The organism is Acetobacter conturbans, assembly GCF_011516755.1.
Lineage (GTDB): Bacteria > Pseudomonadota > Alphaproteobacteria > Acetobacterales > Acetobacteraceae > Acetobacter > Acetobacter conturbans.
In genome coordinates this window covers 21400-43768 of the sequence record NZ_WOSY01000006.1, presented here as the reverse complement: position 1 = coordinate 43768, position 22369 = coordinate 21400, and the positions used below count along the sequence as shown (strand labels likewise).

Below are 22369 nucleotides of genomic sequence, written 5' to 3'. Positions count from 1 at the left end.
ATCTCGCTCCCGACCAGCATGACGCCTGCTCTGAGGCCGCCTTTCAGCAAGGTTTTTCCGCCTTCGCGTCATATCCGGTACGGGTGGTTTCAGATGGTTTTATCCACAACCAGCGAACCTTCACGCAGATGCACGAACGACGCCCGATTGGTCAGCGGTTCGAATGGTGCACGATCAGTTCCCGTCAGGAGAACGGGCGTGCGAAAATCCATCACGGTTTCCAGAAGTGCTGCCCGACGTGGGCGGTCCAGATGCACGAGCGGCTCGTCCAGCAGCAGCATGGGCGTGAGGCCCCCGCTTGCCGCCATGAGACGGGCATGGGCAAGAATGATGCCGACCAGCAAAGCCTTCTGCTGGCCGGTGCTCGCCTCGGAGGCGGAACGACCCGTCCCCAGATCACGCAGGGCGAAATCCGTGCGCCCCGCCCCGCATGTTGCCTGACCACGCTGACGATCCACGGATCTGACCTCCTGCAATGCGCTGCGAAGCCAGTCTTCAACCGCCAGAGCCGGTTCGACGTCAAAGCGTTCCGCAACGGGACAGACCAGCGACAGATGAGCGGAAGGGAAAACACCGCGCGGGTCCGCACCCACAGCGTTCAGGCGGGTCACCAGATCACGTCTTGCCGCAACGACGGCGACCCCGTGCCGGGCCATCGCGTCTTCGATACCGGCAAGCCAGACCTCATCACTGCGGCCCTCGGACAGAAAACGATTCCGCTGGGCCGTGGCCCGTTCGCAGGCTGCCAGTTCGCGTGCGTGATGCGGCAAAAGCGCCACCACCAGACGATCGAGAAAACGCCGTCGTCCACTGGCGCTTTCACCAAACAGTCGATCCATCTGAGGCGTCAGCCAGACTGCCGAGAGGCTGTCCGCCACGGCATCCCGCACCCGCGTCTGCACGCCATTCAGCAGGAACTTGCGTGCCCCACCCTGCCCGGCTTCCATGCCGGTCGAGATTTCAAACGCACCGCGCCTGTCGCTGAAACAGGCACATACCCCCCAACCGTCCGGGGAGACCTCACCGGTTTCCGGTTCTCGCAGAGGCAGTTCCACATTACGGGCACCGCGCAAGCCACGACCGGGAACAAGCAGGGAAAGAGCTTCAAGTAGATTGGTTTTTCCGGAACCATTATCGCCCGTGATGACCACGGGAGAGCCCGTGGGCTCCCAGCAGAGGCGATGATAGTTCCGGAAACCCGTCAGGGTCAGACGGTCGAGATGGAGTTCCGTCAGGATCAGACCCGCATCGGCATCAGAACATACAGCGCGGAGGGGCTGTCCACATCACGCACGATCGTCGGCGCGGCGCTATCCGCAAAGACGAACTCGACGTTCTTGCTGACCTGATCGGTGATGTCATTGAGATATCGGGCCTGAAAACCGATTTCCATGTCATCGCCGTCATAGCTGACACGGGTGTCGTCCAGTTCCTCTTTCGCGGTTCCCTGATCGGAACTGGTCGCGGAAAGGATCAGCAGGTCTCGTGACAGGATCAGCTTGACCGGACGCGAACGCTCCTGACTGATGGCGGCCACGCGCGCCACGGCATCAGAGAAATCCTTTTTCCCGACGCGCAGGATACGGTCATTCGCTTTCGGAATGACGCGCTCATATTCCGGGAAGGTGCCGTCGATCAGCTTTGAGGTCAGGGTGACCGAACCGACAGTGAACTGAATGCGGGTGTCGGAAACCGACACCTCGACCTCATCCGGGCCTTCATCCAGCAACTTGCGGATTTCGGCGACCGTCTTGCGCGGGATAATCACGCCCGGCATGCCAGCAGCGCCTGAAGGCACTTCGGTCTCGACACGGGCCAGTCGGTGACCATCGGTTGCCACGGCGCGCAGAAGACCGCCCCCGTCGCTTTCCGTCACATGCATGTAAATGCCGTTCAGGTAATAGCGCGTTTCCTCTGTCGAGATCGCAAAGCGCGACCGGTCGATCAGGGATTTGAGAACACCGCTGTTCAGGCGGAACTGATGAGGCAGATCGCCCGCGACCATCGAAGGGAAATCATCGACAGGCAGCGCATTCAGGCGCGTCGCATAGCGCCCGGCCCGAAGATCAAGCTGCGCTTCTCCGCCGGGGTGGCTAAGTTCGACATCGACGCCATCCGGCAGTTTGCGCACGATCTCGTAAAGGACTGCCGCCGGAGCGGTGACGGAACCGGGAGTGTGGATTTCCGCCGGCACGTCCTCGACGATGGCGATTTCCATATCCGTGGCCGTAAGGCTCAGACTGCCATTATTGGCGTCGAGCAGTACGTTCGCGAGAATGGGGATGGTATTACGCTTTTCGGCAACGCTCTGGATGTGCGCAAGAGCCTTGAGCAGCGTGGCGCGACCGGCCGTAAACTTCATCGACACCTGTTCCCCTGTCGGGCGGAGGGAACTCCCTCCGCATCCCGGCCTCAATCAGCCGGGTCAAAAATCAAGGGGCACAAATTAGCAGGCGGCGGCGGTGGGGCATAGAGTCCGGAACGGCTTTCTTTTCAGAAATCGCGTTTTCGGAAAGTCAGCTCTCAAGCATGCGCCGCAGCAGTTCCACATCTTCGGCAAACGCCGCATCCCGTTCCATCAGTTCCTGCACGCGAGAGACGGCATGCATCACGGTGGTGTGGTCACGATTGCCGAACTTGCGCCCGATCTCCGGGAGCGAACGACTGGTCAGCTGCTTTGCCAGATACATGGCGACCTGACGCGGACGGGCCACAGCACGGGCACGGCGAGCCGACGACATATCGGTCAGGCGGATATTCCAGTGTTCGGACACTTTGCGCTGGATTTCCTCAATGGTCACACGGCGGTCGTGTGCCTTGAGAATATCGTGCAGAACATCCTGCGTGGACTCCAGCGTAATGGGACGTCCGAACAGGTTGGCATGGGCGATAAGCCGGTTCAGCGCGCCTTCAAGCTCGCGAACATTCGTCGTGATCTTGTGCGCGAGAAATTCGAGCACCTTGCCCGGCACGGCCACGCCGGACGCCGTAGCTTTGGCTTCAAGAATGGAGATACGCAGTTCGAACGTCGTGGCGTGAATATCCGCGACCATGCCGCAACCCAGACGAGTCCGAAGGCGGTCCTCAAGTCCGGAGAGGTCTGAAGGCGACTTATCGGCTGAAACAACGATCTGGCGTCCCGCATCGACCAGCGCGTTGAAGGTGTGGAAGAACTCTTCCTGCGTGTTGTCCTTGCCGATCAGAAACTGGAGATCATCGATCATCAGCACGTCAACGGAGCGCAGGTGATCCTTGAACTCGACCGTAGACTGGGAGCGGATCGCGGCGATGAAGCGGTACATGAACTTCTCGGCCGACATATAGGCCACGGAAATCCCGCCCCGCCGTAGCAGTTCCGCGCCGATTGCATGCATCAGATGCGTCTTGCCGAGTCCGACGCCCCCATAAAGAAAAAGCGGGTTGAAGCCGACACTCGAAGGTTTTTCCGCCACCCGACGCGCACACGCATAGGCAAACTCGTTCGGCTTGCCCACGATGAACGTGTCGAAGGTGAAGCGTGTATCGAGCGGAGCGGCCAGATCGGCGCGCGTATCAGCCCCCCGATCCAGCAAGGGCCGATCAGACATGGAAGATGCACGGGTGGCGGCAACTGGAGTGGGTGCCACCTCAGGTCTGGACTCCGGAAGGTTATCCATCGCTACGGCTGGAGCGACGACGGCATCCCCAGCCCGCATGACCTGCAGTTCGACTCGCCTGATAGCCGGGATTTCCTGATTCCACAATGTGCTCAGCCGGTCGCCATACTGACTGCGCACCCAGTCACGCAGGAATCGCGTCGGAAGCATGAGAGTGACTTCATCACCATCGACAGGACCCAGCACGATCTGCTGAAGCCAGGTCCGGTATTCGACATCGCCGACTTCGGCGCGCATCCGTCCGGCGATCCGAACCCATGCATCAGCGAGAAGTCCCGACATACCACCCGATAGAGGCTGTGATCCGGCACCTTCTGCAGAAGCCGGAGGCATTTCGGAAGAGGGCGTTACCGGCATCTTTTCTGCACACTCGCTTTCCCGGAGTTAGCATCCGCCAGACCAGCCCCATGGCCGCCGGCAACTCCGAAGATCAATTCTTCGCACGTCTTCCCGGCAAGATCTGGCCGGATTTCTTACAATCCAGTTGTAAGTTAGGAAACGCGCTACTCAATCCGTTCAGCTACTACAGGCAAGCTAGAGAAGCAGCCCTGCAAACGCAACGGGTTTCTTGGTCAGGAAGACAGCCGCCGTGCATTACGAAAAACAGTCCGAATTATGCATATAGGCAAAAACTGTTCTTCACGTTCTCCAACAAATAAGCCGGATTTCCTTTTATCGGAAATCCGGCTTATTTTCAAAACACTCTGAATACCAGAATGGTGCGCGGAACTCTGCTTGCAGACAACCGCGCCGTCAGGCTTCAGGCTGAAGCCAGAGCCTTGATACGTGACGAAAGACGCGAAATTTTGCGAGCCACGAGGTTGCTGTGCACAACACCCTTCGTCGCGGCGCGCTGGATTTCCGGCTGAGCAACCTTCAGGGCTGCATTTGCCTCGTCCTTGTTGCCGTTTGCAATGGCCGTCTCGACCTTCTTGATGAAGGTGCGCATGCGGGACATGCGAGCGGTGTTACGGGCAGTGCGGCGCTCCGTCTGACGGATGCGCTTACGGGCAGATGCGATGTTCGCCATTGTTTATGTCTGATCCAGCAGGTCGATATGGTTAATGCGCGGGCCGCCGTAAAAGCGGACGCGCCGAATTAGGTGCGGTTCTCTAAGCTACCCGAAGGGCGGACGTCAAGCAGAGTTCTTGCTTTTCCGGGCTTTCCCGCCACGCCCTGCATGCATGGAAAGCTCGCTGGCCACGGAGGGTTGCAACCGGGAGCAGAAAAACGTCGAACGCCCGGACTGCGTGATCCTCGTCACACCGGGACATCCGCCCGCCGGACATTCGGGGCATGGCTCACCCTCACGGCCGTAAACCCGCCAGGCATGCTGGAAATAGCCAAGTTCGCCGTCGGGCTGCACATAGTCCCTCAAACTGGAGCCGCCCGCGTCGATGGCCTCCTGCAAGACGGCATGAATGGCTGCGACCAGCTTTTTGCAAGGGCCACGTCCCAGCAGGCCGGAAGGCGTTTCAGGATGAATACGCGCCCGGTATAACGCCTCGCACACATAGATATTACCAAGCCCCGCGACGATCCGCTGATCCAGCAGCAGCGTTTTCACCGGACTCCGGCGCCCGGCGAAAGCCTCTGCCAGCCGCTGTGCCGTGAAAGCCGGATCGAAGGGCTCCGGGCCCATGTTCGCGACAAGGAAATGAGCGTCTTCCGCTTCGGTCGGCAGCAGATCGACCGCTCCGAAGCGCCGTGGATCCACGAGACCGAAACGCTGGCCGTTTTTCGTGGTGAAGGCGACATGCTCATGAGGAAGTGTTCCCTCCCCCACCTCCAGACTCGGAAGCGCATCGTCCAGCATGACACGCCCGGACATCCCCAGATGCAGGAGCACTGACTCGCCGCCGGACAGGCGCATGAAAATATATTTCCCTCGCCGCCGGAATCCCACGATTTCCCGTCCTTCCAGCGCTTCAGCAAGCCGGAGGGGCAACGGCCATCGCAGGTCGGGACGACGCACAGCAGCGGCGTGGATATGCTCGCCGAGAAGGCGCTTCGTCATTCCACGCATCACGGTTTCGACTTCGGGGAGTTCAGGCATGACACCAAACACGCTATAGAGTGTGGCCATGACCGACAATGCCCCCAATGACCAGCACGCCGAACCGCACTCCACCGGGAACGCGGGCGAAAACACGACCGATTTCGGCTACCGCGCCGTCCCTAGAGAGGAGAAGAAGCCTCTCGTGAGGGCCGTCTTCGACAGCGTGGCGAGTCGCTATGATGTGATGAACGACCTGATGTCGCTCGGCGTCCATCGGATGTGGAAGCGGATGTTCAACGCGGAACTCGCGCCACAGCCGGGCCTCAAGCTGCTCGATCTTGCCGGGGGCACGGGCGACGTGACGTTCGGCTGGCTTGCTGGCGGCGGTGGTCCGGCCATCATGACTGACATCAACGAGAAAATGCTCGCTGTCGGTCGCGATCGCGCCATTTCGCGCGGATATGTCTCGGATCTCTCCTTCTGCGTGGTGGACGCGGAGCAGATCCCCCTGCCCGACCGCTGCATGGATCGCGTGACCATCTCCTTCGGCCTGCGCAACTGCACCGACAAGATGGCGGTTCTGCGTGAAGCACGCCGCGTCCTGAAGCCGGGCGGACGTTTCCTCTGCCTCGAATTTTCCCGCGTCCAGATCGCCGCTCTCGCACCGATTTATGATGTGTGGTCGTTCAAGGTTCTGCCTGCCATGGGGACGTTCATCGCCAAGGATCGGGAGAGCTACCAGTATCTGGCCGAAAGCATTCGCATGTTCCCGGATCAGGAAACGCTGGCGGACATGTTCCGCGAGGCCGGTTTCTCGCACGTCCGCTACCAGTCCCTGTCCGGTGGCATCGCAGCGATTCACTCCGGCTGGAGACTCTGAGCCATGACCGCCGCCACGAGAGCTGGACAACCGCGCAAGCGTGTTCTTCTCATCGTCAGCGGCGGAATCGCGGCTTACAAATCTCTCGAACTCATCCGCCTGCTGAAGACTGCGTGCGTGGATGTTCGCTGCGTGCTGACAAAGGCAGGCGCTGAATTCGTCACGGCGCTTTCCCTTCAGGCCCTGAGCGGCGAACCCGTCCATCAGGATCTGTTCTCTCTCACCGATGAGCAGGAAATGGGCCATATCGCCCTTTCCCGCTCCGCCGACCTTGTGGTCGTGGCGCCCGCGACGGCCAACCTCCTTGCTAAGATGGCGGGCGGTCTTGCCGACGACCTCGCCGCGACCCTCCTTCTCGCAACCGACACACCGGTCATGGTCGCGCCCGCCATGAATGTCCGGATGTGGGAAAACGCTGCCACGCGCGCCAACATGGCGACCCTCGCGCAACGTGGGGTGCTCGTCGTCGGCCCGGACGAAGGCGAAATGGCGTGCGGGGAATATGGGCCCGGTCGGCTGGTCGAACCGGATGTCCTGCGGGACGCCATTCTGGCTCACCTCAACCCATCCTCCCCGTTTGCTGAAAACCCGGTCGCCTTTACCGGCTCGAAAAACCAGCAAAAGCGGGAGAACGGGGTTGCATGCCGTGATACCGCGCCGCCGGCGCAGGTCAGCCCGGACGCCAGAACGCCGCACTGGCTTCCTCTTCTCGGGCGCCACGCGCTCGTCACAGCCGGCCCTACCCATGAGCCGATTGATCCCGTCCGCTATCTCGGCAATCGCTCCTCGGGCCTGCAAGGGTACGCCATTGCCGGAGCACTTGCGCAATTGGGGGCAAACGTCACACTGATCAGTGGCCCCACTTCGCTACTTGCTCCTTCCGATGTTTCCCTCATTCGCGTGGAAACGGCGCGGGAAATGGAACAGGCAGTGATGTCTTCGCTGCCCGTCGATATCGCCGTCTGCGCGGCCGCAGTGGCGGACTGGCATGTGGTGAATGCCGTGACGTCCAAGATCAAGAAACAGGCCGGAACACCGCCGCCGTCTCTTTCACTCGAACCGAATCCGGACATTCTGGCCCGACTGTCTGCCGCTGGTCCGCGACGTCCGGCGCTCGTGGTCGGGTTTGCGGCTGAGACGGATGACGTGGAAGCCAATGCCGTTGCCAAGCGGAAGAGAAAAGGTTGCGACTGGATCCTGGCCAATGACGTTTCCGAAGGCACGAACGTAATGGGCGGCACACACAACACGGCCATCCTGATCACCGAAGACGGCGTGGAACGGTGGCCGCTGATGACCAAAGCCGATCTCGCCCTGCGTCTCGTCCGGAAAATTGCCCTTCGCTTCGGGGCTCCGGCGCTTGCATCACATGGAGAAGCACAGTGATCCTCGCTCTTTCGTCACTCCTGAGGAAACGTTCTGTATGATGGCCTCTCTCGTTCAGGTCGCAGTACGCCGCCTCCCTCGTTCGGAAGGACTGCCTTTGCCTTCCTATGCAACGGATGGGGCGGCAGGCATGGATATTCTCGCCGCCATCGACTCCTCCGTCACCATTCCTCCGGGCGGACGGGAACTGATCCCGACGGGTCTCTGCATTGCCCTGCCTGCTGGTTACGAACTCCAGATGCGTCCCCGCTCCGGTCTGGCGCTCAAGCACGGGATCACGTTACCCAACTCGCCCGGCACCATTGATGAGGATTATCGTGGCGAACTGTGCGTTATTCTGCTGAATACAGGGCAGGAAGCCTTTACTGTGGAACGGGGCATGCGGATCGCACAGGCTGTCATTGCCCCTGTCTTTCGTGTTGCATGGAATGAGGTGGATGACCTTGACGCGACCGAGCGCGGCACAGGTGGATTCGGCAGTACCGGAGCCTGAATCTCTGAGCGGTGAAGAGGCGACTGAACGAACAGGGCGCCTGCAATACGAGGAGATCGGGGTTTCATGAGCGCGTCGGCTTCTTCGGGAGTGACGGACAGATCCACTCACCCCGTGAGCGCGTGGCCGGGTCTGTCGATGAGTGTCGCCGTCCTCTGTGTCACCGGCCTGATACTGGGCTTCGGCAGTAACATTCCGTTTTCGCCCGGCTCTTTCCCTTTATACCCGGCTGCACTGAGCCCTTCTGCCTCGATCACCGCGTTGCCAGCCGCTTTTGTAGTCACCGCGTTACGCATGACGGGATGGCTGATGTTGTCCTTTCTGGTCGCAATCGTGGGTTCAGTGGTTCTGTTCGGCAGGAAACAAGCCGGAAATGTCGTGCTGGATCTCCTCGATGTCCTGCAAGCCGTACCGCTGCCCGCCTTCGTGCTCCTTACCGTCCCTCTCTGTACCGGATCAGGGGGATGGCTGGGATCGCATGCCCTGACCGGAGAAATCCTGACAGGCGCACCCCTTTTCGCAGCGTTCACCTTTCCCATACTCGCCTCGACGATCAGAGCGCATCGTCGCGTTCCGCCTCCGCTCATTCTGGCGGCTCGCAGTTTCGGACTGCGCGCCTGGCCGCGATTCTGGCGTCTCTATGTCCCGTTCGGCATTCCCGCTGGTATGAAAGCGATCAGTGACGCCATGCCCAATGCGTGGCTGGCTCTTGCTTTTGCGGAATTCTTCGCTGGCATGAAGGGATTACCGGTTATAGAGGGGATCGGCGGCTATTCCGCGGCTGCGGCGAAGCAGGCATCCGCGACTGACTCCGCGCTGGCCCTTCTGTTTATGGCAGTTCTGGTCATCGCATTTGACCGACTGGTAGTGCGTAACCTGCAGGAATGGGCTTCCCGTTTCGATGCGCGCGCTTCCAGCAAAAATGGTGTGACCCGGCGGTTCTTCAAAGACGTTCCTCTGATGATGAAAGCTGTAATCTCGGCCGGAATCCACTGCATCCGCATCCTTGGCAGTCTGCCGCTCGGACCTGCCGTCCGGGCGCGTTTTATCGATGAGCCGAAAAAGGACGCTGGCCTCCCCGCCCTCCTGATGGCTGCCATTCTCGGCGTGAGCGGCTTTGTGGCCTGTGCAGTTTCGCCTTACGGACTGCCGGACATCACCACCAGCTTGCGGATGATCATGCTGGGCGTTGCTGAACTTATTGCCATCCTTATCCCTCTGTTCGCTTACTCAGTGCTGTTCCTCCCTGTGGCCGTTCGGCTGAAACGGCATGCCAACAAAGTGCTCCCTCTTCTGCGTATTCTGACGCTGTTTCCGGCAGTTCTGTTTTTCCCCGTTGTCGTTGCAACGACAGGGACGAACACGCCACTTTCACCTCTTCTCTTTGCAGGCCTTCCTTTTTTCGTGGCGCAACCTCTTTTCGCCGGCATACGCACCTTTCCGCGAGGACTGCTGGAAGTCGCACGAGCCTATCGGATCCGGGGATGGCAGCGATGGCGGAGCGTAATCCTGCCTGGCATGGGGAAATCATGGCTTGAGAGTGCCCATCAGGGATTTATCTGGGCGTGGAATGCCGCCATCGCAGCTGACATAACGGTATGGGGACAGCATGTTTCGCAGCATGGCTTCATCGGCAGGGCCATCATGGCAGGATCGAACCATGGTGGAATGGCATACGCGGCTTTGGGTATTGTCATCATGACCCTGCTGGCACTGGGCATGGAGTTCTTTTTCTGGCGCCCACTGGCGGACTATGTCCATCGGCGCACAACAGGACGGTCTCAACCGGCAATTGTGGATGAATGAAAACAGGTCGTCTTCAGGGTTTCTATACTCTCCATGAAACGTTAGGCTGAGGTTCTCGCCTCCTCGCTCGGACCTCAAATGCAAACGGGCACAATGACCAGCATGGTTTCTTTACAGACCGGCTTCAGCAATGAAGCGGGCGACCCTCTTTTAGCACCGGACAGGCGCAAAACACTGCTGTCCCTGAATGATGTCAGCCAGTCCTACCATCGGGATTCTTCCAATGATGTGCAGGTTCTCGACACCGTCTCGCTGAATATAAAGGAAGGGGAAGTCGTAGGGCTTCTCGGTCGCTCCGGTTCAGGAAAATCCATGCTGCTGCGGATCATGGCGGGGCTGCTTATCCCCACCAGCGGCACAGTGATCTGGCGTGACACGCCCCTGAAAGGACCGATCTCGGGGCTGGCAATGGTGTTTCAGTCGCCTTCCCTGTTTCCATGGCTCAGCGTGCAGGACAATGTGGAACTGGTCTTGGAAGCGGAAAGCATTCCGCGCCAGGACAGGGAGACGCGTGCGCGGGAAACCCTCGACCTGATCGGGCTTGGTGGATATGAGAATGCGTGGCCGCACGAACTGTCGGGAGGGCTGGCGCAACGCGTCGGACTGGCACGCGCTCTTGCCGTTCACCCCGACCTGTTGCTCATGGATGAGCCCTTTTCATCGCTTGACGTTCTCGCTGCGGAAAACCTGCGGACAGATCTGGTGGAACTGTGGTGCGAGCGAAAGTTGCCGGTGAAATCCATCCTGATGGTGACGCATAGTATCGAGGAAGCGGTGCTGATGTGCGACCGCATTCTCGTTTTCACTGCCAATCCGGGACATGTGGAGCATGAGGTCAAAGTCGCGCTTGAGCATCCGCGGCTGCGCGACGATCCTGTCTTTCAGGAAACTGTTGATCATATCTATACATTAATGACGCGACGGGTGCCCGTCGTATCAGAAGCTGATCTGCCTGAAACCATGACGGCGTCCCCACTTCCGCAACCGGTTCATGCGCCGATCGCACCTGTGACTGTCGGCAGCATGATCGGCCTGGTCGAGGCGCTCGCCGCTCCGCCGATCGATGGACGTGCCGATCTGCCCCTGCTCGCCGCAAGGGCACAACTGGAGCTGGACGCCCTTTTCCCTCTCGTCGAAGCGCTTCAGACACTTGGCCTTGCGGAACTGGAAGATGGCGACATTCTTCTGACGGAAGAAGCCAGCCGTTTCGCGGAAAGCGATTTTGATGAGCGTAAGACGATCCTGCGCCACGCTCTGCTGAATGAAATTCCGCTGGTCAAATCGATCTGTGTGGCTCTGGATGAACGCCCTTCGCATGCTACGGGCGTTGACCGCTTCCGGGAGGAATTATGCGAAAGCATGTCCCCGGTCTATGCCCAGCAGACGCTCCAGACCATTGTGTCATGGGCCCGCTACGCCGAGCTTTTCGACTTTAATGAAGAAGCCGACCAGTTTTACCTGAACAAGGAAAATGGCAGCTGAAGTCGGGATTCAACCTCTTTGACTGGCTTTCGAGGCCATTCAAAGAGGTGAGTCGGAGGCTGAATGGCCTTACTGAACCGGCTTACGAAATTTGAAAACAGCCTGATCCGTATGACCCTTGATGGATGGATCGAAAACGACTGTTTCATGAGAGTCCGAAGGATTTTTCAATATGGAACTCTCACTCTCCAGAACGAACCCGGCTTTTTCAACTTGCGCGCGGATCAGGGCCGGATCGATCCGGTGCAGAGATCTGGTCGGGGTCTCCCCGCTTCCCGCGACGGCGGCATGATCGATGACGATAAATACTCCGCCGGGACGCAATGCCTTAAAAACTGATCTGTCGAAAGCCAGAGCCGCGTCCGCACTACGCCCATATACATCGTGATAATTCTGCGATGTCCATACGACATCCACCGGCGACGACAGGGAAAGCGCCGTCATCGGTTCGGTCAATACCGTGACGTTCGAGAATGCCGGGTCTGAAGCGATGGCCTTCACCGGATCGGCGGCGTCCGGTTTTTCAGCGACACGCTCGGCCGCCACCACAGCGTAAACATGGCCGTTCTTTCCAACTACATTGCTGAAAATACGCGTGAAATATCCATGTCCCGGCATCAGATCCGCGACTTTCATGCCGGGCGCTATACCCGCAAATGCCAGAAGAGCCGCAGGCTTACGGCTGGCATCCATCGCACGATCAGACGCCGGACGGTCTCTGTTAGACAGAGCCACGGCTAGAGGCAATGTCCTCATCTGGCTGCTGCCCTTTAACGAAGACTGGGCATAGGCTCCATGAACCGAGAAAAGACCAGCAGCCGTTGCGACCGACAGCAATGCTCCTGCAATACGACCCTTTTTCATCATCTCAATCTCTTTTCAGCATAAAAACCGGTTGTTTTCAGAACGTAGGGAGAAGCATTCAGTTCAGAACAAAGAGTGGAAAGGCGTGAGTGCCGCCATACTGACAGATGGAAGCACTCGCTGTTGCCTTTACCATTTCGGCACGGGGCCTTTTACGATTTCTGCCAGATCGTCAGGACGTATCCACTTGCGAAACGCTTCCTGCACATCCGCTGCGGATGCTTTGTAGTAAGCATGCGCCGCAATATCGAGCGTGTTCAGGGGCAGGCCCAGTTCCACGAGATGCAGATATTCTCCGGCAATAGCGCTGAGGCTGGCCTGACCCAGTGGAATACCGCGCAGCAGGGATGACTTGGCGATGGTCAGTTCATCGTCTGTCACAGGGGCCTTCTGCATGGCCCGGATATCGCGGATGGCGGCCTTGCGGGCGTCTCCCACCTTATCAGGGTCAGCTCCATAAGAAACGGAATAGGCACCCCGCGTGCGGCCCCAGTCGAAACTGCTGCTGACATTGTAAACGTAGCCGGTTTTTACTCGCAGATCGCGATAAAGCCGGGAGGAGAACCCTCCTCCAAGCACTTCATTGCCAAGCGTGAGCAGAAAATGTTCCGGGTTGGCTGCGGTAAGCCCGAGGCTTTCGGGCATGACTACAGTGTCCTGCACATTGCTGCGGTCCGGCACATGCGAACGCGAGGCCTTGCTGTCAGGACGCACAGGCAGATCAACGTCAGGTTTCGCTCCTGTCGCTTTCCATGCGCCAAAGTTCTTTTCCACCACGGCGCGAGCCTGTCCCGGCGTGACATCACCCGTGACGACGATTGTGGTCATGTCAGGCCGCCAGACGGTGCTGTAATAGGCTTTCACATCCGCCAGAGAGAGACTCATGATCGTTTTGGGTGTCGCCTCGCGCAGTGTCGGATCATTCTTTGGAGACACGGCGGCTTCGACAGCGCGACCGAAAAGATAGCCGGGCGATAGTAACTGACCGCTCTGCTCCTGCGCGACCTGCTGCCTCACAACCTGAAACGCCTGATCGGGAAATGCGGGACGAAGTTCATTCTCGGCCAGCAGCGCCATGCCCTGTTCGAATTTCGCCGCAGGCACACGCAGGGAGAATTCGGCTCCCGCGCCTGCCCATGCCGGGATATCGTCCAGCGCCTTGCGGAATGCGAGACGATCGTGAACTTGCGTGCCGTAGCCAAACAGTTCCTCGGTTACGTCACTGATACCTTCCTTGCCCTTTGGTTCCTGCAGGTCTGCGCTATGGCGAACCAGTCCTGCAACCTCGATGGTATGGCTGACATGGGAGGGATGGATGATCAGTTGCAGCCCGTTGGGCAGTATCTCGACATCAGGTGCTGGCGGGGGTGTCGGCACATCCAGCCGGGCAAGGGCTTTTTCGGCCCATTCCGGTAGCCTGACAGGTTTGTCCGGTGAGGACGCAAAGGATTCAGCACCGCCAAACCCTTTCCCCTCACTCGGCTTGCCGGATTCTTCGGGTGTAAGGATGGCCGTGACCGCCCGTTCCGGGTCGAGGAGTGTCGCGGCGAGACGATTGACATCTGCGGGTGTGACCGAGCGATAAGCCGCGATCATGTCATCGGGAGAAGAAAGATTTTTGAAAGCGAGCGCTTCGGACCAGCTTTCCGCCAGACCGCCCACGGAATTGGCCGAAAATTCCAGTTGGGCGATTTCCTTGGTTTTCGCGGCCTCAACAAGCTCAGACGGCAGGCCATTCTTGCGGATATCTGCCAGAATAGTTTTAATGTCATTCAGCACTTTTGAGGCGTCACCGCCTTTCGGAAAGGCCGCCAGGGCCAGTCCGAAACCCGCCTGTTTTTTCGGGGCAAATTCAAATCCCGCATAAAGCGCCTTTCCAGCAGGCACAAGCTGATAGAGCGCCCCACGCTGGCTTGCCAGTACATCCGAAAGAATATCCGCTGTTGCGAAATCCTTCGATGTCTGCCCCGGCATTGGAAAAGCGAGTGTAGCGAAACCGACCGGGTAATCCGTGGGGAAGGACAGCGTCCGGGCAGGTGCGGGAACCGGTTTGACCGGAGAGCGTTCGGGCAACGTCTTTTTTGGGATACCCCTAAAAATATCCGTTACTTTTGCAATTGTCGCCTGAGGATCGACATCCCCGGCGATCACGAGAATGGCGTTATTGGGGGCATACCATTGCTCGTAAAACTTCCTGAGCATGACAGAATCTGTCTTGTCGAACGAGGATCTCGTTCCAAGCGCATCCTGTTCATAGGGGGTGCCCTTGAACAGGATGGACTGCAACTGTGAAATGTAGCGGTAAGCGGGACTGGACAGGTCTCGTGAGACCTCCTGCTCGATCGCGCCGCGCTCCTTGTCCCAGTCGGCCTGAGAAAGGGACAGCCCTTTCATGCGCAGGGCCTCGATCCGGAGCATGACATCCAGATCTTCCGCAGGGGCCGTGTAATAATACTGTGTAACGTCTTCTGTGGTGTCGGCGTTATAACTCCCCCCCAACCGAGCGCCCAGTGCGGCGAGCTGGTCCTTGTCGAGCCCGTCGCTGCCACGGAACATCATATGCTCCAGTGCGTGGGCGGTGCCCGGGAAACCGGCCGGAGCCTGTGAGGAACCGACGAGATAATTCAGTTCCGTCGTCACTACCGGCGCCAGCTTGTCCTGCACGACGACGACACGCAGGCCGTTCGGCAATGTGGCGCGCGTGACCCCTACCGCCGGACGTGCCGTGTCCACCGCCTCGCGGGCCCCTGCGTCATGAGGCAGGAACGTCAGGCCACCGAGGGAGGTTCCGGTAAGTAGCGCGGCGCAAAATAGCGGGCGAAATGTCCGAGAAATCTGAAGGAACATTGTGCAGTTGCAATCCCATAGCGTCGAATTGCCCGGATCATGCAGACTGCACGGCCATCTGTCACGTCTGCGGCGTGACGCAGGCCGTGTTATGAAACATTGTTCACGTGAAAAGCGATAAGCGGCGCGCTCTTCAACCCACGCCCGCGCGCCCCCGATACTTTCCGGCACCGCGACGCCCTACCCATGTGAAAATGGGGAGCACACACCGCAGAAGCGCTGGCCAGAACATGCAAAGACGTCCGAACACGCCATCCAGTTCAGGCCGGAAATACTCGCCGCCGTTTCTCTGGATCGCTTTCATGACGACTGCCGCCACGCTCTCGGGGGAGACCGGTGGATTGACGAAATTGAGCACGGACCCACCATGGCTCATTTCCTCCCGCAGCATGGCCGTATCGACCGCTCCCGGAAAAATCGAGGAAACAGCGATTCTACGTGGTTTTGCCTCGATTGTCAGGGACAGGGCGAAGCTGCGGAGAGCGGCCTTGGTGGCCGCATAAACCGAACTCTCAGGCAGTGGAAAAATGGCGGCGAGAGAATTGAGAAAAACGATATGCCCACCGTCCCTCACAATGGAAAACAGTGACGAGGTCAGGAGGACAGGAGCAGTGAAATTGATGTCCACCTGCTGCTGGATGTCGTTTTCTTCCATAGTCGCCACGGACCGGGGGAAGATAACGCCAGCGCAATGAATCAGCACATCGACCGGAATACCTTCCGCCACAATCGCTTTTCCGACAGCCGTGATCTGTGCCGCGTTCGACAGATCACACGCAATATGTCTTACCCGTTCATGCGTCACTTCTGGCGGTTTGCGCGTAAGTGTCAGTACTTCGTAACCAGTATCAAGAAGCTGTCTGACGATAACACACCCGATTCCCCCGGAACCACCCGTGATGACTGCGCGGGGCGACCGCGCAGTGCCGCGAATGTTATCGTTGAATTCAGCCGTATTAGTCATATCGCGTCCCTGTAAGACTGACCCGGAAGGGTCGTCCGGAGGGCACCTTAGCTGCTGCTTTCCATGCTGGCGACTATCCCGTTTTTCTTGAGTGCGTCCCAGACTGCCAGTCGCGCATCATTCGCGATACGGTCCACACTGCGCGGTGAAGAAGTTTTCCCGGAGATTTTCAGCGTGACTGTGTCAGCCTGAATATCCGCGATGGAAACGGAAGGTGCTGGCTCGGTCAGAAGCTCCCCTACGCCTTGCAGTGCGGAAGCCATGACGGAAATCGCCTTCGACAGATCGGTGCCGAGTGGGAGGCCCACCGTGAACGCCATCGCTCCGGAAGGGCGGCCGAACGTGGCGTTCCGCACAGCCGATGTGATGAACTGGGAATTCGGCACGATAAGGGTGGAGCCATCCGACAGGGCGATGTCGGTTGAACGCACGCTTATACGCCTGATGTCACCGGTTTTTCCGCCGATTTCCACCATGTCACCGATGGTCACAGGACGTTCGGCGAGCAGAATGATGCCTGAGACAAAATTCTGCACAATTGACTGGAGACCAAAACCGATCCCGACCGACAGGGCACTGACAACCCATGTCATGCTGCTGACCGTCACGCCGATGGTCCCCATGACGGTAAGAATCACGCCGATCCATGCAGCATAGGTGAAAATGGCAATGATGGAGGTCTGTGCGCCCAGATCCAGCGCGGTTGTCGGGAACAGGCACTTCTGTAGCCAGTACTGCACAAGTTTGATCAGGTAGTGGCCCAGAACGGGCACCGCGATACATTTCAGCAGCACATCGAAGGACAGGGTCACGCCTCCGATCTTCTGACCGAAGACCACCTTACCGAGATTATCGAAGATGACCCCGAAATCGAAGTCTCCCCCCGATTGGGCGACGGCAACGGCCACGAACAGCAGGAACACACTGAACAGGCCGGTAAAGACCGTTATGCCCTGATCGACGACACGGGCCGATAACCCGAGAGAGACAAGGTGCCGCCCAATGCGACCACTACTCAGAAATTCCGTGCGACCGAGATCATTCGCCAGCAGGAAAATAAGGGTGAGGGCCAGTAATGTGACTACCATCGAGCAGACCCATGACAGCGTCGTATAACCAAGCGGAATATAGCCGATCAGCATGGCGGCCACGGAGAACAGAGAGACAAAGAGCGCCATGACGCGCACAGCACGGCCGATCATGCTTTGCAAGGTAACGCTCTGATCCGTCTGCGGGAGCGGGTATCGGAGAAGTTGCATCGGGGCACAGAAAAGGAGTGGTGCAGCAGCGAGAATGAACACAACGTCCGCCAACTGGATGGTATTGGGGCCGATGCCCGCTTCCGTATCGACGTAACGCAGGATGCCTCGCAGGATGAGAAGCAGTGAGAACCAGATGGAAAAAGACTGAAGCGCGCGGGCAGCGGCATCGCTGATTGGCGCAAGACGCCAGTCCTGATTACGGGGAGAAAGGATGGTCGCCCCCGCTCCCAGCACAAAACCGACAAGAGGAATCTGGCCTCCGACTGCACCGGCCAGCCTCATCAGCGAAGTGCCATCGATATCCGTGCTTCCTGTGAGTCCCAGCCATACCATCCAGACGAAGAGACCGGCGCACAGGGAGCACAAGCCTGAGAACAGGGCGATTGCAGTGATCTGGCGCACCCGTCCCACGGGAAGCAGGCGGGCAGCGGCACGTCGGGTCTGTCGCAAAAGAAAAAATGGAGCCGCAGCGAAACAGCATCCGGCCGCAACGCAGCCGAACAGGATCGCCGGTCCCCATCCCTTCATGGCCTGCCCGATCCCTTGGCCGGCATCGTTTACGACTTCCTCGACCTGATGGCGTGTCGCGGGAAACTCACCGCTGATCAGTTTCCAGAAACCAGGGCTCAGTGGCGACGGGAAGCGCTGCAACAGAAGCGCCTGCTGGGCGGCATTGGTTTTCTGGCTCAGGGCGGCTGCGATCTGGTGAGCTTCCAGCATATAGAGGCGCGCCCGGACGAGGCGTGTGCTCAGGTCATGCTGAGCCTGTAGCAGCCGGGTGCGCTGCTGGGTGATGGAAACAGGCTCGGGAGGCTCCCCTTTCCCGGGAGCTGTCCCCAGCACATCGAGCAGGCTTTTGTAGATTTTCTCATAGGGTTCCAGCTTGGAGACCATGCCCTGTGCGGTTGTCTCATCCGTGGACGCCTGCTGCACGAGGTCATTCACGAGAAGAGAGCTTCCGTTGGCGGCGGCTTTCTCGTCTACACGCGCCTGAAAAACGGTACGGATGGATGTTTCGAGCGCATCCAGCGCCTTGTCCGGCACGATTGCTGCTGGAACAGCGATCAGGGAGTCATGATCCTCGGCGGCCTGTGCGTGCACCGTCATAGAAGAAAAAAGGGAGACCGCCATAAGACAGACGGCCATCAATCCGAGAATATTATTCCTGATGCTGGAAGATTTCAGCACCCTGCGCCTGCGCAACCCGACCATATACAATCCTGCTCAAATTTTCCGGTGACGTCTTACAGAACCGGACTATCGGCCCTAATCGTGAACGCCTTCCATTATTTAACTCACGAACCGCGCTTGCGTTCTTTCATGGTGTGGATGCCGTTTCCAGATGATGGTCTTTACGGCATGATGAGGTCGTCCGCACCACACCCAAATCACGATGCGACGACAAGCGCCTGATCGGGCCATGTGTTTCTTTTTCTATCCGGCTGGGAGGCCTGATGCAGCACCCTGAAATGTCGCGGGAGCTCACTGTGCGAGGGCTCATTCTCGGTGCCCTTATCACTGTTGTGTTTACAGCCTCCAACACTTACCTCGGCCTTAAAATCGGTCTTACCTTTGCCTCCTCCATCCCGGCCGCCGTGATCTCCATGGCGGTGCTGAGGGCACTCGGGGGCGCATCGATCCTTGAAAACAACATGGTCCAGAGTCAGGCCTCGGCCGCCGGGACCATTTCAACGGTGTTCGCTGTTTTTCCGGCCCTGATTCTGATCGGTCACTGGAGCCGCTTTCCGTTTCTGGAAACGGCTGGTCTGACGGCGGCAGGAGGAATGGCAGGCGTGCTGTTCACCATTCCCCTGCGTCGAGCCCTCGTCACCGATAGCGACCTGCCTTATCCGGAAGGTGTGGCCGCGGCGGAAATCCTGCGTGTGGGACATGAAGCCGGAGACAGTGAGACTTCCAGGCGAGGGCTCGCCGCTCTCATCAGCGGCGCGGTTGTGTCGGCGGCGTTTTCTTTGGCATCCGGGCTACGCCTGTTGTCGGACGGCGCATCAGCGACTTTTACGCTTGGCTCCAGTGTCGTGAAGCTTTCGACCGGGTTTTCCCTCGCCCTGCTGGGTGCCGGTTATCTTGTCGGCATCGCGGGCGGCATGGCGATGCTGTTCGGATATGTGCTGTCCTGGCTCATCGCCGTTCCCTGGCTGACCGCCGTGCTTCCCAATTCCGATAATCTGGACGCAGCCTCCTTCGCGACCTCCGTCTGGATGCACAAGGTGCGTTTCATTGGCGCCGGAGCCATTGGGCTCGCCTCTCTGTGGACGCTTGGTGAACTGGCTGGCCCTGTGTTGCGGGGGGTGAAAAACGCCCTAGCAAGCTCTCCGGCGGCCAGTCTGACCGAGCGGGACCTGTCGCCACGCACCATCGCGATAACAGGCGGCTGTTTGCTGGCGGGGTTGTTTGTCCTGCTCGCCGTTTTTCTTCTGCCCTTCACGTCCTCTGTTTTCGTGGCCGCCCTTTTCGGCACCTTTTTCGTCGCCATTTTCGGTTTTCTGACGGCCGCGACATGCGGTTACATGGCGGGGCTGGTGGGCTCATCGTCCTCGCCCATTTCAGGCATCGTGCTGATCGCAACGGTTCTGGTATGTTCGCTTCTGCTGCTTATGGAAAATTTTGGGCTTCTTCCGGCGGCTCTGGCAGCGGACAACCATCACCTCGCCATCGCGTTCGCAATCATCATTCTGTCCGCCATTGTTGCCGCGGCGGCGATCTCCAATGACAATCTTCAGGATCTGAAAACCGGCCAACTCGTGGGGGCGTCCCCCTGGCGACAGGAGGCCGTGCTCCTCCTCGGCTGTGGCGTCGGAGCGCTGGTTGTGCCCCCTGTCCTCAATCTTCTTTATCAGGCTTATGGCTTTGCAGGAGCATTGCCACGCGCGGGAATGGACCCAACGCATGCGCTCTCTGCCCCGCAGCCAGCCATTATCGCCATGATTGCCTCGGGCATTTTCACCCAAAGTCTTGACTGGACCATGCTCTCAATTGGCGTTGGTGTTGGTGCGGCACTGATCATTCTGAACAAACTTCTTTCCCGAGAGGGTTTGTCCCTTCCCCCTCTGGCCGTCGGGATCGGCATTTATCTTCCCCCTTCCGTTTCCACCACCATTGCCATGGGTGCGGCACTGGGCTGGATCGTGAATAAGTCCAGAAAACATCGCGACAATCAGACGGAAGAAGGCACCATGGTCGCCTCCGGGCTCATCGTCGGCGAAAGCCTGACAGGCGTTGGTCTTGCGGCCCTTTCAGCTCTGACGGGCAGCGACACAGCCTTCGCCATTGGCGGGACATGGCTTGCCCCGTGGGACATGATCGCAGGCGTGATCGCCTTTGTCTGTGTGTGTCTGTGGTTCTTCCGCAGGCTGTCGAAAGACTGAGTGCCCGGTGCCTCAGGTTGATGACGTGGTGAGCGGAATGGAATCCGATCTTCGCGGGACCATGAAGAGACTTTCGGAAAACTGGATACCTGAAATATATGCGTTCGCCATACGCGGCGTGTAGTCATAGGTGACTTCGCCGTAGATCAGGTAGGTCGTGGTCGATGTTGTTGACGAGCTTGACGAGGAATCCGAACTCGAACTGGACACAGCCGTCGCCGGAACGGAGATCGTCGACCCGACGGCGCGCGCCGTGGTGTTCACGGCGTTGCTCCAGACGACGGTGCCTGTCCCATCCGATGTGACTGACAATTCCGAAACAATGAGCTTTGCGGGTGTCGAGGGATAAGGCTCAAGCACAAGAGTGGATGCAGAGAGCACCAGCGAGAGATCGTCGGTGGAAACCGAAGTGTACTGCGTGGTGACGTTTGCAAGTGTGTGAGCAGCCGCCGTCACCTTGCGCGATACGACGATCGCCTCCTCCACCGTGGCTCCGCCGATGATCATGACGATCAGGATCGGCGTCAGGAGAGCAAACTCGATTGCGGCGACACCGTCCCGGCAAGCCCGGAAATGCGCCCACCGCTTCCTGAATACAGAGCGCTTCATGAAGAGGGCTCCACCTTGATCACAGACGTGGAGACGATGAGGCGCGAGCCGTTGGTGAGCGTGGCGGCGGTAAAGCCGCCGACCGATCTCAGGACAGGAAGAGCATACATCAGTTGCATCACGACAACGCTTTCCGCCGTTCCCGGATCATAGTTTGTCGAGGCCGAAACCTCCCCGCTTGCGCCTACGGTGATCTGAGGCGTCGCAATATTTGCGTCTGCCAGACTGCTGACTGACTGAACGTTGATCAGCAGATTGGAACACGACATGTAGGAAGGCAGCAGCGAACAGGCAGTGCTTTTGAACTCTCCGGCATCTCCGGCGGCAGGCGCCTGTCCCGTAAGGATCTCGCGGGACATCTGGTCGGAAACGGCATCCAGAGCACTTTGGGTGAAATATACGATGCTCATGATAAGAGAGGCCAGAATCATGGCTGTCAGAGGCAGTATGAGGAGCGCAAATTCGACGATGACCACGCCGCGCTCGTCAGACAGAAAGCGGCGTTCCGGAAACTGCTCAGCCCCCTGCACAGGAGCGCAGAGACTGGCGCAACGGAAGGAGACATTCACGTCTCCTGAAGGGTCAGATGTGCTGTTCATCTTGTTTCCGTGGCAACGACAGCCCAGATCTCATCCCGATAAACACAGTCATCCCTGTCCCGATGTGCCGCAGGATCATCTACTCGGCTTAAAATAGTGTTTACGAATGCCCTTCAGGGCTCGAGGGAAAGAAAAG

The 22369-nt window shown here is 58.8% G+C and carries 17 protein-coding genes; 6 read left to right on the top strand and 11 right to left on the bottom strand.

What is annotated here, in order from left to right:
• Positions 1–89: 89 nt before the first annotated feature.
• From recF to mutM, 5 genes are all read right to left on the bottom strand, one after another.
• Positions 90–1235, bottom strand: coding sequence for a DNA replication/repair protein RecF (gene recF / locus GOB81_RS07735; RefSeq protein ID WP_408736914.1), 1146 nt, complete (start codon positions 1233–1235; stop codon positions 90–92).
• Between the two features lie 2 nt (positions 1236–1237).
• Positions 1238–2362 carry a DNA polymerase III subunit beta gene (dnaN, locus tag GOB81_RS07730; protein ID WP_173569819.1) on the bottom strand — a complete coding sequence of 375 codons (1125 nt, stop codon included), beginning with the start codon at positions 2360–2362 and terminating at the stop codon, positions 1238–1240.
• A 154-nt stretch (positions 2363–2516) separates the two neighbouring features.
• On the bottom strand, positions 2517–3938 hold the full coding sequence (gene dnaA / locus GOB81_RS07725) for a chromosomal replication initiator protein DnaA (protein WP_173569818.1): 1422 nt from the start codon (positions 3936–3938) through the stop codon (positions 2517–2519).
• A 478-nt stretch (positions 3939–4416) separates the two neighbouring features.
• On the bottom strand, positions 4417–4686 hold the full coding sequence (rpsT, locus tag GOB81_RS07720; protein ID WP_173569817.1) for a 30S ribosomal protein S20: 270 nt from the start codon (positions 4684–4686) through the stop codon (positions 4417–4419).
• A gap of 105 nt (positions 4687–4791) precedes the next feature.
• The gene (gene mutM / locus GOB81_RS07715) at positions 4792–5712 is read right to left on the bottom strand and encodes a bifunctional DNA-formamidopyrimidine glycosylase/DNA-(apurinic or apyrimidinic site) lyase (protein WP_173569971.1); all 921 of its coding nucleotides are present in this window, start codon (positions 5710–5712) and stop codon (positions 4792–4794) included.
• Positions 5713–5740: 28 nt separating this feature from the next.
• Here mutM and GOB81_RS07710 point away from each other — a divergent pair, with 28 nt between their 5' ends.
• The 5 genes from GOB81_RS07710 to GOB81_RS07690 all read left to right on the top strand — a co-directional run bounded on the left by GOB81_RS07710 (position 5741) and on the right by GOB81_RS07690 (position 11702).
• Positions 5741–6535 (top strand): class I SAM-dependent methyltransferase, encoded by a 795-nt coding sequence (locus GOB81_RS07710; RefSeq protein WP_173569816.1) that lies wholly within the window; start codon positions 5741–5743, stop codon positions 6533–6535.
• 3 nt (positions 6536–6538) lie between these two features.
• Complete coding sequence (locus tag GOB81_RS07705) at positions 6539–7921, top strand: bifunctional phosphopantothenoylcysteine decarboxylase/phosphopantothenate synthase (protein ID WP_173569815.1); 1383 nt, start codon at positions 6539–6541, stop codon at positions 7919–7921.
• Positions 7922–7958: 37 nt separating this feature from the next.
• Positions 7959–8414, top strand: a complete 456-nt coding sequence (gene dut, locus GOB81_RS07700) for a dUTP diphosphatase (protein WP_173569814.1) — start codon at positions 7959–7961, stop codon at positions 8412–8414.
• Positions 8415–8480: 66 nt separating this feature from the next.
• Positions 8481–10220: an ABC transporter permease subunit gene (locus tag GOB81_RS07695; protein WP_173569813.1), complete on the top strand. Its 1740-nt coding sequence runs from the start codon at positions 8481–8483 to the stop codon at positions 10218–10220.
• Positions 10221–10298: 78 nt separating this feature from the next.
• Positions 10299–11702: an ABC transporter ATP-binding protein gene (locus GOB81_RS07690; protein WP_242010130.1), complete on the top strand. Its 1404-nt coding sequence runs from the start codon at positions 10299–10301 to the stop codon at positions 11700–11702.
• 69 nt (positions 11703–11771) lie between these two features.
• Here the strand turns inward: GOB81_RS07690 and GOB81_RS07685 are convergent, their stop codons facing one another.
• The 4 genes from GOB81_RS07685 to GOB81_RS07670 form a co-directional block, all read right to left on the bottom strand.
• The gene (locus tag GOB81_RS07685) at positions 11772–12569 is read right to left on the bottom strand and encodes a class I SAM-dependent methyltransferase (RefSeq protein WP_173569812.1); all 798 of its coding nucleotides are present in this window, start codon (positions 12567–12569) and stop codon (positions 11772–11774) included.
• Between the two features lie 126 nt (positions 12570–12695).
• Positions 12696–15413, bottom strand: a complete 2718-nt coding sequence (locus GOB81_RS07680; protein ID WP_173569811.1) for a M16 family metallopeptidase — start codon at positions 15411–15413, stop codon at positions 12696–12698.
• 133 nt (positions 15414–15546) lie between these two features.
• On the bottom strand, positions 15547–16377 hold the full coding sequence (locus tag GOB81_RS07675; protein ID WP_173569810.1) for an SDR family NAD(P)-dependent oxidoreductase: 831 nt from the start codon (positions 16375–16377) through the stop codon (positions 15547–15549).
• A gap of 47 nt (positions 16378–16424) precedes the next feature.
• Positions 16425–18785, bottom strand: coding sequence for a DUF3772 domain-containing protein (locus GOB81_RS07670; protein ID WP_242010129.1), 2361 nt, complete (start codon positions 18783–18785; stop codon positions 16425–16427).
• A gap of 308 nt (positions 18786–19093) precedes the next feature.
• Between GOB81_RS07670 and GOB81_RS07665 the strand changes: the two genes are divergently transcribed.
• Positions 19094–21025 carry an OPT family oligopeptide transporter gene (locus tag GOB81_RS07665; RefSeq protein ID WP_173569809.1) on the top strand — a complete coding sequence of 644 codons (1932 nt, stop codon included), beginning with the start codon at positions 19094–19096 and terminating at the stop codon, positions 21023–21025.
• 12 nt (positions 21026–21037) lie between these two features.
• Here the strand turns inward: GOB81_RS07665 and GOB81_RS07660 are convergent, their stop codons facing one another.
• Positions 21038–21634 carry a TadE/TadG family type IV pilus assembly protein gene (locus GOB81_RS07660; RefSeq protein ID WP_173569808.1) on the bottom strand — a complete coding sequence of 199 codons (597 nt, stop codon included), beginning with the start codon at positions 21632–21634 and terminating at the stop codon, positions 21038–21040.
• Complete coding sequence (locus GOB81_RS07655) at positions 21631–22233, bottom strand: TadE/TadG family type IV pilus assembly protein (RefSeq protein ID WP_242010128.1); 603 nt, start codon at positions 22231–22233, stop codon at positions 21631–21633. Before GOB81_RS07655 ends, GOB81_RS07660 begins: the two co-directional genes overlap by 4 nt.
• Positions 22234–22369 lie beyond the last annotated feature (136 nt).